Origin of the sequence: Micromonospora sp. NPDC004540, from assembly GCF_040610095.1 — a bacterium.
Lineage (GTDB): Bacteria > Actinomycetota > Actinomycetes > Mycobacteriales > Micromonosporaceae > Micromonospora.
Genome location: NZ_JBEXLR010000086.1, coordinates 14,338 through 28,323 on the forward strand (window position 1 = coordinate 14,338; position 13,986 = coordinate 28,323).

Below are 13,986 nucleotides of genomic sequence, written 5' to 3' on the forward strand. Positions count from 1 at the left end.
TCAGCCTCCCCCGCGCGCACGAGCGGATCGTCAGGCCGATGTTCGGGTCAGGTAAGGATCTCCGGGCAGCCGGACGGTGAAGGCCGCGCCGCCCTCCGGGGCGTGCCCGGCCGTGATCTCGCCGCCCAGCCGGCGGACCAGCCCCGCGGCGAGCGCCAGCCCCAGGCCGCTGCCCACCTTGCGCACGCCCCGGTACCGCTGGTGCAGCGCCCCGCGCTCGAACGCCACCGCGAGGTCGTCGTCGGTGAAGCCGGGCCCGCCGTCCCGGACCTCGACGAGGCCGCCCGCCGCCGGGTCCGCACCGGCCGGCCGGACCGCGAGCACGATCGGCGCCCCCGGGGGTACGACCCGCAGCGCGTTCTCCAGCAGCCCGTCCACCACCTGCCGGATCCGCCCCGGATCGGTGTACGCGGGCACGGGCCCGTCCGGCGCCTCGACCCGGAACGGCACACCGACCGCCGCGCACCGGTCGGACCAGGTGCGCGCCGCGTCGGCGGCGAGCCGGGTCAGGTCGACCGGCCCGGGTTCCAGCGGGAAGTCGGCCGCCTCCAGCCGGGCCAGCGCCAGCAGGTCGCTGACCAGCCGGTCCAGGTGCTCGGCCTCGGCGAGCACGGTCCGGCCGGTCGTCGGCACCCCGTCGGCCTCGATCACCCCGTCGGCCAGCGCCTCGGCGTAGCCCCGGATGGCGGTGAGCGGGGTGCGCAGCTCGTGCGAGACCGAGAGCAGGAACTCGCGCTGCCGCCCCTCGCTGGTGGCCAGGGCGGCGGCCAGCCCGTTCAGCGCGTACGCCAGGTCGGCCACCTCGTCGGGCGGTTCGATCGGCACCCGGACCGCCCGGTCTCCGGCGCGCAGCCGGGCGGCGGCGGTGGCCGCGGTCCGGATCGGCCGGGCCAGCCGGCGGGCCAGCAGCAGGCCGGCGGCCACCCCGGCGGCGAGCCCGGCGAGCAGCGGCAGCCAGAGGCTGAGCAGCACCTGCCGCCATGGTCCGTTCCGGGTCGGCTGCGCCAGCACCACGCCGTCCCCGCCGGGCAGCGACCGCCCCTCGACCAGGGCCCGCTCGCCGCCGACCAGCCGCCGGCCGGAGACATCCCGCCCGGCGGCCACCCGGTTCACCACCTGCGGGGGCAGGCCGGCGCGGTCGACCTGGCCGGCCCGGATCAGGTACACCTCGATCTGCTGCTGGCGGAGTTGGCGGATGAGCCGGTCGCCGGCGGTGTCCCGCTGGCGTACCGCGCGGACGCGGAGCACCTCGGCGGCGAGCCGGGCCTGGGCGGCCAGCGCCGCCTGGTCGCGCCGCTCCGCGCCGCGCACCGCCAGGGGGACCGCGACGAGCGCGGTGACCAGCACCGACACCAGCGCCACCGCGCAGGTGACCAGCACCGCGCGGGCGGTCAGGGTGTGCGCGAACCGCCGCCGCAGCGGGGCCGGCGGTCCGGACCCGATGACCGGGAGCGCGACGGTGGGCTGCTCAGGCATCGGCCGCGTACCCGACGCCGCGGTGGGTGCGGATCACGCTGGCCGGACCGAGCTTCGCCCGCACCTGCGCCACGTGCACGTCGACGGTCCGGGTGCCGGCGTGTGCCGCGTACCCCCAGACGCCGGCCAGCAGTTCCTCCCGGGTGAAGACCCGGCCGGGCCGCGCCATCAGGTGCGCGAGCAGGTCGAACTCGGTGGAGGTGAGCTGCACCGACGCGCCGGCGGCGGTGACCGTGCGGCGGACCGGGTCGAGGGTGACCGCGCCGACCACCCGGGGCTGCTCGGCCACGGCGGGCGCGCCCGCGGTGCGGCGCAGCACCGCCCGAACCCGGGCGACCAGCTCGCGCGGGCTGAACGGCTTGGTCACGTAGTCGTCCGCGCCCAGTTCCAGGCCGACGACCCGGTCCACCTCGTCGTCCCGGGCGGTGAGGAAGATGACGGGCGTCCAGTCGCCGGCCTCGCGCAGCCGCCGGCAGACCTCGGTGCCGGCCAGGCCGGGCAGTGCGATGTCGAGCACGCAGGCCACCGGGCGCAGCCGCCGCGCGGCGGCCAGCCCGGCCGCCCCGTCCCGTTCCAGGTGTACGCCGAACCCGTCCCGGCTCAGGTAGAGCCGGACCAGGTCGGCGATGGCCGGCTCGTCCTCCACCACGAGGACGAGCCCGCGCGGCGCGGCGTCGGCGGTCACCGGCCCATGATTACCGACCGGGGGCCGCCCGCGAGGCCGGCGGAATGTTCGGGTTCGGTAAGGAGCCGGTCAGCGGACCGGCGCGGGACGGAACACGGCCGGACGGGCACCGGCCGGCGGCTCCCCGATGGTGGCGACCAGCCGCTCCGCCGGGGTCCGGAACCGGGTCCGGAAGGCGTGGTTGAGCAGGGCGTCGAGCTGCCACACCTGCTTCGGGTGGTGGGTCCGGATGAGGAACCGCTCCCGGATCCCGTCGATCGCGGTGGCCGCCAGCTCCAGGCTGTGCGACCGGGGGTCGGGACTCCAGGTGACGTTGCTCAGCTCGCGCAGTTCGGTGTTGAGGTGCAGGCGCAGCCGGTGCAGCACCCGGGTCTGCCGGGTGACCACCAGGCGGCGGTGGGTGAGCAGCATCAGGTAGTCGCCGCCGATCGGGTGGTCCGGTCGGCTGCACCGGGTGACCAGGATGGTGGCGTCGCCGGAGCCGACGCACCGGCGGAAGACCGGCATGTGCCGGCTGACGGTCTGGGTCGCCAGGCCGGTCTCGGCGGCGGCCGGAAGGAACGTTCGGGAGAACACGTCCATGCAAGATGCAACGAGCAGGTGAGCGGGGGTGATATGGGTCACTCCCGATTTCTGGAACTTCCACCCGTGCAAATCGCACTCGATGTGCGACGGACGACGGGCCCCGGCCGCTGCGGCGGCGACCGGGGCCTGTCGGAGGGTCAGGGAATGACCCGGACCAGTCCGGCGTCGACCTGCCACTCGCTGCCGTTCGGCACGTACGTGTCGACGCTGTGACCGATCACCTCGTCGCCCTCCACGGCGTACCGGGAGACGTCGGAGTCCACGGCGTCGTCTGTGGCGTCCCGCCCAGTGAAGTCGTACGCCGCCGCGGCGACCCGCACCTCGACGCGGTACTCGTCCGGCTTGACCTCCACGGTCCAGCTGCCGTCGGCCGCCACCGGCACGGCGATCGCCGTGCCGTTCGGCTGCCCGGCGAAGGTCGGCACCACCCAGACCGAGGCTTTCGCGGCGACCGGGTCGACCGCCACGTCCTCGGCGTCCCGCCGGCCGTCGCCGTCCAGGTCCTGCCAGAGCTGGCCGTGCACGGTGCTGGTGTCCGCGAACTCGACGTAGTGGCCGATCTCGTTGGCGCCGGAGCTCAGCTCCGGGGTGGAGGTGGTGAGCACGCCCTCGAACGGGATCAGGTCGCCCGCGACGCCGCCGACCACGGTGAAGTCGAGCGCGATCACCGCCTGCTCGCCGGTCACCATCGGGTCGTGCCGGCAGTCCCAGCCGTCGGCGAGCGTGCTGCACTGCCAGGGCGAGGTCACCCCGTCGGCCGGGACCGGGCGCAGCCGCGGGTCGACGGTGATCCGCATGGTGACGTCCTCGGCCACCAGATCGCCGACGTTCTCGAACTCCCAGGTCGTGCGGACCGTGTCCCCGTCGATCACCCAGTAGGGCCGCACGTCGAGCGTGGTGAAGCGGAGGTCGGCGCCGTGCGGGTCGGGCACCACGATGCTCGCGTCGTAGGTGAAGACCGCGTCGCCGATGTTGTCTCCGGAGTTCGGCTCGGGGCTGGTGGTGCTCACGTCCACCGGCACGGTGACGGTCGACCCGTCCGTGCCGGCCGGCAGCGCCACCCGCAGGGTCAGCGCGGGGGCGGACTCGCCGGCGGCGAGCGCCGGATGGGTGCAGGCGACCACCGGGGTGGAGATGTCACACCGCCACGGGCTTTCCGCGGGCACGCCGCCCTCACCGGCGACGGTCACCCCGTCGGGCAGCCGGATGTGGAGGTTGATCCCGTCGGCGACGGTGTTGCCCCGGTTGACCAGGCCCACGCCGACGCCGGCGACCTGACCGTCGACGAGGACGCGCTCGGGGTCGGGGGTGACGGTGAGCCCCAGGTCCGCCACCTCCGGCTCGGGCACCACGATGCTCGCGTCGTAGGTGAAGGCGGCCTTCCCGGCGTTGTCGGCTGTGGAGCTCTCCCGACTGGTCGTGGTCACGCCGACCGGCACGGTCACGGTGCCGCCGTCCTGCCCGGCGGGCAACCGCACCTGGAGCTTCAGCGGGGCGGCGGCGGCCCCGGCGGCGAGGGCTGGGTGCGTGCAGCTGGTAACCGGGGTCGACAGGACGCAGTGCCACGGGCTGTCGGACGGGATCCCGCCCTCACCGGCGGGCGCGACGCCCTGCGGGAGGCGGAAGGTGAGGGTGATCCCCTCGGCGCCGGCGCGGCCGTGGTTGACCAGGTCGACCCCGATGCCGGCGACCTGACCGGCGACCAGGACGCGCGCCGGGTCGGGCGTCACGGTGAGCCGCAGGTCGGCCCGGGCCGGGGCGGCCGAGACCGGGCCGGCCGCGAGGGCGGTGACGGCGGCGGAGAGTGCGAGGGCGGCGACGCCGGCGCGCAGCGCCGGGCCGCCGGGACGGATGGAGCGGACGAAGCGGATGACGGGCATGCCTGCCTTTCGTCGGTGGATCGGTGGCGCGACCGGCGCCGACCGGGTGCCGGTGGCCGTCAGTTCACCCCGTCCAGGGGGTCGGCCTCGGCCGGCATCCATCGATTCAGGCGCTGCCCGGTTGACCGGCGTTACGCACCGATCCGCCGCACCCTCCACTGTTCAGCGACGGGCAACCGGGACGTCACCGGGCCGGGCCGGCCGCGCCGATCGCCGCTGCGGCTGTGGTCAGGCCGGGCTCTGAGCGAAGAGCTCGCCGAGCCAGCCGGGGACGGCGGCGGCGTACTCGGCCCGGGCCGGGTCGGGGGTGGCCAGGGCGCGCCGCCAGGACAGCGCCCGGCTCACCGTGGCGACCCTCATGGCCAGGCCGGCGGCCTCCCGCAGGGCGGCCCGGTCGTGGCGGTCGGTCCACGCCTCCAGGTAGGCGTCCCGCAGCCGGCCCAGCACCGGGTCGCCCGGCGCCAGCCCGGCGCCGTGTGCCACCGAGTTGAGCGTCACCAGCAGGCTGCCGAACGGGTGCGCCACCGAGGCGTCCCCCCAGTCGAAGAAGCGGTAGCCGGCGTCGGTGACGAAGACGTTCCCGTCGTGCAGGTCGTCGTGCTGCACGCTGGCCGGGACGCCGAACTCCGCCAGCCGCCGGCAGGTCGCCGCGAACTCCGGCTGGTACGCCCGCAGCCGCGCGTGCAGCTCCGGGGTCAGCCCGTCCGGCTCGCCGAGGAGCAGCGCCTCCTCGTCGTAGAGCAGCCGGTCGAGGCGGTCCGGCATCAGCTCCGCGCGGTGATCGGGCACCCCCGCGGCGAGCAGCCGGTCGACCCCCGGCGCGACCGCGATCTGCAACGCCGCGTACGCGGGCAGCACCCGCTCCCACTGCGTCAGGTCCCCGGCCAGCACGTCGCGCAGGCTCGGACCGCCGTCGGGCAGCAGCGACCAGCCGCGCGCGGCGTCCACGGCGAGCGGGTCGAGCACCGTCCCCGGGGCGAGCCGGGCCAGCTCGGCCAGGAGCCCCGCCTCGTAGCGGGTGCCCGGGTTGTTGGCCTTGAACCAGACCGGGCCGCCCCCGGTGGGCACCCGCCAGACCAGCGACCAGGGGCGCACCCGGGGCTCAACCGGGCCGGTCACCCGCCGGCCGTGTCGGCCCAGCGCGTCACCGACCCAGGCCAGCGCGGCGTCCCGCCACAGCGGATCGGACCAGTCGGGTGTCGTCACGGTCCGCACGCTAGGCGCAGCCCGCTACGGCGGCCAGCGATTTCAGAGCAGCTCGACGATGGTGGCGTTGGCCATGCCGCCGCCCTCGCACATGGTCTGGAGGCCGTAGCGGATCCCGTTGTCGCGCATGTGCTGGAGCATGGTGGTCATGATCCGGGCGCCGGACCCGCCGAGCGGGTGGCCGAGCGCGATCGCCCCGCCGCGCGGGTTCAGCCGCTCCGGGTCCGCCTCGGTCTCCGCCAGCCAGGCCAGCGGCACCGGGGCGAACGCCTCGTTCACCTCGTACACCCCGATCTCCTCGATGCCCAGCCCCGCGCGGCGCAGCGCCTTCGCGGTGGCCGGGATGGGGGCGGTGAGCATGGTGACCGGGTCGTCGGCGGCGACCACGGCGGTGTGCACCCGGGCCAGCGGGCGCAGGCCGTGTCGGCTGGCCCACTCGCTGGTGGTCACCGCGAGCGCCGCGGCGCCGTCGGAGATCTGCGACGCGGAGCCGGCGGTGACCACGCCGTCGGCCTTGAACGGGGTGGCCAGCTCGCCGAGCTTGGCCAGCGAGGTGTCCCGCCGGATGCCCTCGTCGGCGCTGAACTTGCCGCCGTCGGCGAGCGCCACCGGGGCCAGCTCCGGGTCGAACGCCCCGGCGTCCTGCGCGGCGGCCGCCTTCTCGTGGCTGGCCAGCGCGAACTCGTCGAGCTGGGTGCGCGAGAAGCGCCACCGCTGGGCGATCAGCTCGGCCCCGACGCCCTGGTTGAACGGGAGCGGGCTGTCGGCGGCGACGCCCTCGACGCCCCGGTAGCGCTCCAGGATCGCGGCGCTGAACGGCATCCCGCCGGCCACGCTGGCGCCCATCGGCACCCGGGTCATCGACTCGACGCCGCCGGCGACCACCAGGTCGGCCTGGCCGGAGAGGACGGTGGCGGCGGCGAAGTGCAGCGCCTGCTGGCTGGACCCGCACTGCCGGTCGAGCGTGGTGCCGGGGACCGACTCGGGCCAGCCGGCGGCGAGGACGGCGTTGCGCGCCACGTTCCACGACTGCTCGCCGACCTGCGACACACAGCCCCAGACCACGTCGTCGACGTCGCCGGGGTCGATGCCGGTCCGCTCGGCGAGGGCGCGCAGCACGTGCGCCGAGAGGTCGACCGGGTGCACGCCGGCAAGGCTGCCCTTGCGCCGCCCGACCGGGGTCCGTACCGCACCGACGATGACCGCGTCACTCATGACTACTCCCCGGTAACTTGTCTTGCCCCGATCCTACGTGCTGACCCGGTCGGTCGTCCTCCCCCCGTTCCCGGGCCCACCCGGCTGGCATGCTGGGACGGTGACTCCACAGTCGTCCCCGGTCCGGCAGTGGCGGGTGCCGCCGGTGCTGCCGGCGGTCAAGGCGATCGGCGCGCTCCTCCTGGTCGCGCTGGGCCTGCTCTTCGCCGGCCAGGACCGGGTCCCGCTGGTGCTCGCCGGGCTGGCCGCCGCCGCGCTGCTCGGCTGGGCGCTGCGCGACCTGGTCGCGCCGGTCCGGCTGGCCGCCGACCCGGAGGGGATCACCGTGATCCAGGGCTTCGCCGGCCGCCGGCGGCTGCCCTGGGCGGCCGTGGAGTCGATCCGGGTGGAACGGCGTACCCGGCGCGGGCTCACCGCCGAGACGCTGGAGATCGACGCGGGCGAGTCGCTGCACCTGTTCGGCCGCTACGACCTGGACGCGCCGCCCGAGGAGGTCGCCGCCGCGCTGACCGCCGTCCGGGGCGCCGCGCGCTGAGGCCCGCCGGGTCAGCCGACCAGCGTCGCGGTGCGGACGAGGACCAGCCCGAGCAGCGCCACCAGCAGGATCGCCCCGCCGGCCACCTGGAAGGCGGTCCGCCGCATCCGCGGGGCGTACGCCAGGACCAGGGCCATCAGCGCGCCGACCGCCAGCCCGCCGAGGTGCCCGGCCACCGAGATGCTCGGCACGGTGAACGTGAAGACCAGGTTGATCACCAGGACCGGCACGATGGCCGAGGTGTCCCGGCCCAGCCGGCGCATGATCACGAAGATCGCGGCGAACAGGCCGAAGATGGCCGTTGACGCGCCGGCCGTGAACCGGTTCGGCTCGGTGAAGACGTAGGCCGCCACGTTGCCGCCGAGCCCGGCGATCAGGTAGAGCGCCAGGAAGCGCAGCGGCCCGAGCACCGCCTCCAGCGTCCGGCCGAGCACCCAGAGCGCCCACATGTTGAGCAGCAGGTGCAACAGGCCGAAGTGCAGGAACATGGCGGTGACCAGCCGGTACCACTGGCCGTCGGCCACCCCGCCGATGATGCCGTCGCTGAAGCGTGCCAGGCCCAGCACGGCACCCCAGTCGGTCAACGGCGTCGAATCGCCCATCAGGCCGCCGAGGCCACCGCCGGCCACCGCGCTCCCGCTGCGGGCCGAGGCGATGGACAGGACCATGACCAGCACGTTCAGCGCGATCAGGGTCTTCGTGACGTAGCCCTGGCGGCCGGCCGCACCGCCCCCGAAGGCGGTACGCGCCGGCCGCACGCTACGGCGTCCCGCGCTGACGCACTCCGGGCACTGGTGGCCGACGGAGGCGTCGCGCATGCACTCCGGGCAGATCGGCCGGTCACAGCGGGTGCACCGGACGTAGGTCTCCCGATCGGGGTGCCGATAGCAGACCGGAGTGGTCGGCACCGGCCCGTCTGTGGCGTCACCTGCCTGCCCGGAGCGCTCAGTCATGCGAGCAAAGGTACCCGCGCGACGCTCAGGCCGGCTTGCGCTCGATCTCGACGCGCTCGATGACCACGTCCTGGAGCGGCCGGTCGCTCGGGCCGGTCGGGGTGTTCGCGATCGAGTCCACGACCTTCGCCGACTGCTCGTCCGCGACCTGGCCGAAGATGGTGTGCCGGTTGTTCAGGTGCGGCGTCGGGCCCACCGTGATGAAGAACTGCGAGCCGTTGGTGCCCGGCCCGGCGTTCGCCATCGCCAGCAGGTACGGCCGGTCGAAGCGCAGCTCCGGGTGGAACTCGTCGGCGAACTTGTAGCCCGGGCCACCGCGACCGGTGCCGGTGGGGTCGCCCATCTGGACCATGAAGCCGCTGATCACGCGGTGCGAGATGGTGCCGTCGTAGTACGGCCCGCTGCCCGGCTGGCCGGTGCGCGGGTCGATGTACTCGCGGGTGCCCTCGGCCAGCTCGACGAAGTTGCGGACGGTCTTCGGCGCGTGGTTCGGGAAGAGCTCCAGCCGGATCGGGCCAGCGTTGGTGTGCAAGGTGGCGTAGACAGCCTCGGCCACGGGTACTCCTCACTTGTTGGTCAGTTCCATGCGGATCCTCCCATGTGCCCGATCTGGCCATGCGGAGGCATCCGAAGGTGGAGGATGACGGAGGAACAACTCCCAGGAGGTGGGACCGTGTTTGGAATCGGGCGGCGCAAGACCCAGGGGCAGCTCGCGAAGGCGGAGCTGAACCAGGGCATCGGTCACCTGAGGCAGGCCGCCACGCACGCGGCGAAGGGTGCCGGCGCCACGGTGGGCCCGCGGGTTCAGGCAGCCCGGGGCGCCGTCGCGCCCACCGCGATCGTCGTCCGGGACCGGGCGTCGAGCGGCGTCGCGTCGACGGCCGCCGCACTCGCGCCGCTGCTCATGGCGATGCGCAACGCACAGGCCGAGGCCGCCGGCAAGGCCCTGACCGGCAGGAAGGCCGCCACCGCCAAGCAGGCCGCCATGAGCAAGAAGGTGAAGGCGAAGAACATGAAGGCCGCCAAGAAGAAGCAGAAGAGGTCGCGCGGCATGACGACCGGGCTGCTGCTCGCCGGGACCGTCGCCGGCCTGGCCGGCGCGATGGCCATGCGCCGCCGCCGCGAGCAGCAGGAGTGGGCCGAGTACGACCCGACCGGCAAGCTGGAGCCGATGCGCGAGGACGTGGACACCATCGTGGTGGAGACCCCCGACGCGACCGCGAAGGTGACCCAGGCCGGGCTGACCGGCGCCGGCAGCTCGGCGGTGGCCGGCAGCGGCAGCGCCTCGACCGCCACGTCGAGCAGCCAGCCGGTGATCCAGCCGACCGACAAGGTCCCCTCGGTCGCCGAGGGCGCCAAGGACGTCTCCGGCCGCCCGGCGGACGACGTCACCAAGGCCGTGCAGAACGGCCGGAACAGCACCAAGGCCAGCGGGCGCCGCTGACCCCCGGCGGTCACGGAGAGCGCCGGCGCGCGGGGTCCGCCCCGCGTGGCCGGCGCTTCCGTCTGCGGTACGGGCGGGCTACAGCCAGCCGTTGCGGCGGAACCAGCGGTACAGGATGAACGACAGGCCCAGGTTCACGGCCCAGATGCCCGGATAGCCATACGTCCACTTCAGCTCCGGCATGTTCTCGAAGTTCATGCCGTAGATGCCCGCGATGGCGGTCCACACCGCGCCGATCGCCGCCCACGCCGCGATCTTGCGCATGTCGTTGTTCTGGTCGACGGTGACCTGGGCCAGCCGCGCCTGGAGGATCGAGTTGAGCAGGTCGTCGTAGGAGTTCACCTGCTCGACCGTGCGGCTGAGGTGGTCCTGCACGTCCCGGAAGTAGCGCCGCACCTCCTGCGGCACCTCCCGGTTGACCTGCGAGGTGAGGGTGAGCAGCGGGCGCTGCAACGGCACCACCGCCCGCTTGAACTCCACCAGCTCGCGCTTCATCTGGTAGATCCGCTGGATCCGGCCGCTGCCCTGCCGGTCGAAGACGTCCGCCTCCAGCACGTCGAGGTCGTCCTCCAGCCGGTCGGCCACCTCCAGGTAGAGGTCCACCACCCGGTCGGTGATCGCGTACGCGACGGCCCACGGGCCGTGCAGCAGCAGGTCGCGCTTCGCCTCCAGGTCGGCCCGGACCGGCGACAGCCGGCAGGCGTCCCCGTGCCGGACGCTGATCAGGAAGTTCGGCCCGATGAAGAGCATCACCTGGCCGGTCTCCACCACCTCGGAGTTCTCGGTCAGCTCGGTGTGCTCGCAGTAGCGGGCGGTGCGCAGCACCAGGAAGGCGACGTCACCGAAGCGCTCCAGCTTGGGGCGCTGCTCGGCCTTGACCGCGTCCTCCACGGCCAGCTCGTGCAGGCCGAAGGTGGCCGCGATCGCGGACATCTCGTCCAGCTCCGGCTCGTGCAGGCCGAGCCAGACGAAGCCGTTCCGCTCCCGGCGGGCGGCGGCCAGGGCGTCGGCGTAGTGCCACTCGCCGGGCTGGCGCTCGCCGTCGACGTAGAGACCGCAGTCGACGATCCCGCTCCGGTCGGGGCCGGCCGGCTGGGCCGTCTGCGGGGAGCCGTCGGCGTTGAGGATGCGCGACATGGCGCGTACCGGCGCCGCCCAGGCCCGTGGCCTGGGCGCCCGGTCGCCGTTCTGCCCGGCGCTGCGGTCGCGTGCCACCCGGTCCGTCATCTCGCCCCCTCTCCACGAAGCTGCGGCTTGCAGGTTACGCCGGTCGGGGCGGGGCGCAGCGGGGCGAGCGCGGGGCGGGCGGCCGGGCTGCGACCCGCGTCACGCCCGGCCGGGGTGTCGCTGACGGCGCCGGGCGGGCCGGCCGCGTCAGGGGGGTGAGGGGCGACACGGCCCACCCGGCACCCATTGGGGGCGGGAGTTGTGCTGCGCGCGCCGACGGTCCGGACGGGGGCAGCCCGCGGCTCCCCGGTGGGCGGACCGGTCACCGGGGGAAGGTGAGCGGCGCTCGCAGCATTGTGGGCCGCCGGCCGGCCCAGCGGGAGAGCCGGACCGGCCGCTATCGCCGTTCTGTCAGAAACCCGACAGAAAACTAGCCTCGGACGGCCGCCATCGCCTCGGCCAGCCGCCGGACACCCTCGTCGATCCGGTCCGCGGTCACCGCGGAGAAGGCCAGCCGGAGCGCGTGCCGGCCACCGTCGATCATGAAGTCGCTGCCCTTGACCACCGCCACGCCACGCTCGGCGGCGGCCGGGGCGAGCCGGTCGACCTCCACGTCCTCGGGCAGCTCGATCCAGAGGAAGTAGCCGCCGTCCGGCTCCACGAACCGGGCCTCCGGGATGTGCCGGCGCAGGGACTCGGCCAGCACCACGGCGCGCTCGCCGAGCGCCGTCCGCACCGTGTGGATCGACCGGTCGATCTCGCCGGAGACGCAGAACTGGTGCACGATCGCCTCGGAGACCATGCCCGGCGAGATGTAGAGGTTGGTGGCCCGCTTGGCGATCGTGGCGATCACGTCGGCCGGGCCGACCAGGTAGCCGACCCGGACGCCCGGGCAGACCGTCTTGGTGAAGCTGGAGGCGTGCACCACCACGCCCCGGGTGTCCATCGACAGCATCGAGGGCAGCGGCTCGCCCCGGAAGCGGATGTCCGCGTACGGGTCGTCCTCGAAGATCGTGAAGCCGTACTCGGCGGCCAGGTCGAGCAGCTCGCGACGCTTCTCCAGGGAGAGGGTCACGCCGGCCGGGTTCTGGTAGTTCGGGATGACGTGGGCCAGCCGCGGCCGGACCCCCGACTCGAGCAGCTTGCGCAGCTCGGCGGTGTCCAGACCGTCCGGCTGGATCGTCACGCCGTGGATCTCGCCGCCCATCTGCTGGAGGTTGAGCAGCGTCCGGTCGTACGTCGGGCGCTCGACCACCACCGCGTCGCCCCGCCGGACCAGGTGGTCGAAGAGGAACGCGTCGGCCTGGAGCGAGCCGTTGGTGATCAGCACCTGGTCGGCCTCGACGCCGTGCTTCTCCGCGATCCACTTCCGGAGGGGCGGGTAACCGACGGAGGTGCCGTACGCCGTGATCCCGGCGGGGTCGGCGTCAAAGGCGCGGACGGCGGCGGCCTTGAGCCCCTCGACATCGACGATGTCCAGCGAGGGAGCGCCACGGGCGAAGGAGATCAGCTGCTCGGCGGTCATGCGCACGAGCCTAGGGCCTGGTCCGGCGGGTCCGACCGCCATACACGCGAAGTTCAACATGCGGGCGGCCGCTCCGTCCACCAGGGCCGACGGAGACCCGAGACGAGTTCACGGCTTGTCTACCATCCGACCGGAAGCTGGCGCCGGGACCACCGGCCGCCGAAGGATTGCGGGTCGCGGCAGGCCCGGGGAGACAGGTGGTGAGGCTCGTGACCGAGGACGAGGCCGGACGGCTCGACGACCAGCAGTTCGCGCAGTGGCTGGCCGGGCGGGCGGGCGAGGCGCTCACCGCGCTGCGGGACCGGCAGGGCTTCGCCGACCCGAAGGCGCTCAAGGACGCCGGCGACCGCGCGTCGCACGAGCTGATGACCGCGGCGCTGGCCCGCTGGCGGCCGGTGGACGCGGTGCTCTCCGAGGAGGAGGCCGACGCGCGCCGGGCCTGGGCGGACGGCGAGCGGGCGCCCCGGCACGACGCCGACCGGGTCTGGATCATCGACCCGCTCGACGGCACCCGCGAGTTCTCCGAGGCCGGCCGGGACGACTGGGCGGTGCACGTGGCGCTCTGGCAGCGCTCGGCCGCGCCGGACGGCGCCCTGGTCGCCGGCGCGGTCGGCATGCCGGCGCGGACCACCGTGGACGGTGACCAGCTCATCCTCGGCACCACCTGCCCGACCCCGAAGGCGGTCGACGGGCCGATCCGGATCGCGGTGAGCCGCAGCCGGCCGCCGGCCTTCGTCGGCGAGCTGGTCGAGCTGCTCGGCGCGCGGGCCGTCCCGATGGGCTCCGCCGGGGTCAAGGTGTGCGCCGTGGTGACCGGCGAGGTCGACGCGTACGTCCACGCGGGCGGCCAGTACGAGTGGGACAGCGCCGCCCCGGTGGCGGTCGCCCTGGGCGCCGGGATGCACGCGTCCCGGATCGACGGGTCGCCGCTGCGCTACAACCGGGCCGACCCGCGCCTGCCCGACCTGCTGGTCTGCCGCCCCGAGCTGGCCGACCGCCTGCTCGACGCGATCGCCCGCACCGGGGTCGAGATGCCCGCTTCGACCGTCACCGACACCCCGGGTGGGGCGTTCGGCTGAGTGTTGGGGTACGCACGGTCCAGGTGACCGGGCGATATCGTCGGTCGGACAGCACGTCCGACCTGAGCCCCGAGAGACGGGCCACCGCCAGCCAGGGAGGGTCATGCCGGCCGAGCGAGACCAGCACAACGCCTTCGGACATCAGGCGCAGGTGAAGGGGGTCTCCGGCACCTGGCGCGACCTGACCGACAACGTGAACTCGATGGCGTCGAACCTGACCAGTCAGGTGCGCAACA

General features: G+C 74.4%; 13 protein-coding genes. 3 read left to right on the top strand and 10 right to left on the bottom strand.

Features of this window, described 5'->3' with window-relative positions:
- Positions 1-30: 30 nt before the first annotated feature.
- From ABZV78_RS24210 to ABZV78_RS24235, 6 genes are all read right to left on the bottom strand, one after another.
- Complete coding sequence (locus ABZV78_RS24210) at positions 31-1,476, bottom strand: HAMP domain-containing sensor histidine kinase (RefSeq protein ID WP_355642004.1); 1,446 nt, start codon at positions 1,474-1,476, stop codon at positions 31-33.
- On the bottom strand, positions 1,469-2,161 hold the full coding sequence (locus ABZV78_RS24215) for a response regulator transcription factor (RefSeq protein WP_355642006.1): 693 nt from the start codon (positions 2,159-2,161) through the stop codon (positions 1,469-1,471). Before ABZV78_RS24215 ends, ABZV78_RS24210 begins: the two co-directional genes overlap by 8 nt.
- Positions 2,162-2,230: 69 nt before the next feature.
- Positions 2,231-2,743, bottom strand: a complete 513-nt coding sequence (locus tag ABZV78_RS24220) for a hypothetical protein (RefSeq protein ID WP_355642008.1) — start codon at positions 2,741-2,743, stop codon at positions 2,231-2,233.
- A 140-nt stretch (positions 2,744-2,883) separates the two neighbouring features.
- The gene (locus tag ABZV78_RS24225; protein ID WP_355642010.1) at positions 2,884-4,626 is read right to left on the bottom strand and encodes a hypothetical protein; all 1,743 of its coding nucleotides are present in this window, start codon (positions 4,624-4,626) and stop codon (positions 2,884-2,886) included.
- Positions 4,627-4,854: 228 nt separating this feature from the next.
- On the bottom strand, positions 4,855-5,832 hold the full coding sequence (locus tag ABZV78_RS24230; RefSeq protein WP_355642012.1) for a phosphotransferase: 978 nt from the start codon (positions 5,830-5,832) through the stop codon (positions 4,855-4,857).
- A gap of 42 nt (positions 5,833-5,874) precedes the next feature.
- Entirely contained in the window at positions 5,875-7,047 is a 1,173-nt protein-coding gene (locus tag ABZV78_RS24235; protein ID WP_355642014.1) for an acetyl-CoA C-acyltransferase, read from the bottom strand.
- Positions 7,048-7,147: 100 nt separating this feature from the next.
- Here ABZV78_RS24235 and ABZV78_RS24240 point away from each other — a divergent pair, with 100 nt between their 5' ends.
- Entirely contained in the window at positions 7,148-7,582 is a 435-nt protein-coding gene (locus ABZV78_RS24240; RefSeq protein ID WP_355642016.1) for a PH domain-containing protein, read from the top strand.
- Between the two features lie 11 nt (positions 7,583-7,593).
- Here ABZV78_RS24240 and ABZV78_RS24245 read toward each other — a convergent pair whose 3' ends face one another.
- Both ABZV78_RS24245 and ABZV78_RS24250 read right to left on the bottom strand, forming a co-directional pair.
- Complete coding sequence (locus ABZV78_RS24245) at positions 7,594-8,535, bottom strand: rhomboid family intramembrane serine protease (RefSeq protein ID WP_355642018.1); 942 nt, start codon at positions 8,533-8,535, stop codon at positions 7,594-7,596.
- Positions 8,536-8,560: 25 nt separating this feature from the next.
- A complete protein-coding gene (locus tag ABZV78_RS24250; RefSeq protein ID WP_107075444.1) occupies positions 8,561-9,091 on the bottom strand; it encodes a peptidylprolyl isomerase in 531 nt (176 codons plus the stop codon).
- An 84-nt stretch (positions 9,092-9,175) separates the two neighbouring features.
- Here ABZV78_RS24250 and ABZV78_RS24255 point away from each other — a divergent pair, with 84 nt between their 5' ends.
- Positions 9,176-9,979: a hypothetical protein gene (locus ABZV78_RS24255; RefSeq protein ID WP_355642020.1), complete on the top strand. Its 804-nt coding sequence runs from the start codon at positions 9,176-9,178 to the stop codon at positions 9,977-9,979.
- A gap of 78 nt (positions 9,980-10,057) precedes the next feature.
- Here ABZV78_RS24255 and corA read toward each other — a convergent pair whose 3' ends face one another.
- Positions 10,058-11,206 carry a magnesium/cobalt transporter CorA gene (gene corA, locus ABZV78_RS24260; protein ID WP_355642022.1) on the bottom strand — a complete coding sequence of 383 codons (1,149 nt, stop codon included), beginning with the start codon at positions 11,204-11,206 and terminating at the stop codon, positions 10,058-10,060.
- 370 nt (positions 11,207-11,576) lie between these two features.
- Positions 11,577-12,671 carry a PLP-dependent aminotransferase family protein gene (locus tag ABZV78_RS24265; RefSeq protein ID WP_355642024.1) on the bottom strand — a complete coding sequence of 365 codons (1,095 nt, stop codon included), beginning with the start codon at positions 12,669-12,671 and terminating at the stop codon, positions 11,577-11,579.
- A 200-nt stretch (positions 12,672-12,871) separates the two neighbouring features.
- On the opposite strand from ABZV78_RS24265, the gene ABZV78_RS24270 reads away from it, so the two are divergent.
- Positions 12,872-13,750: a 3'(2'),5'-bisphosphate nucleotidase CysQ gene (locus ABZV78_RS24270; RefSeq protein ID WP_355642026.1), complete on the top strand. Its 879-nt coding sequence runs from the start codon at positions 12,872-12,874 to the stop codon at positions 13,748-13,750.
- Positions 13,751-13,986: the final 236 nt, after the last annotated feature.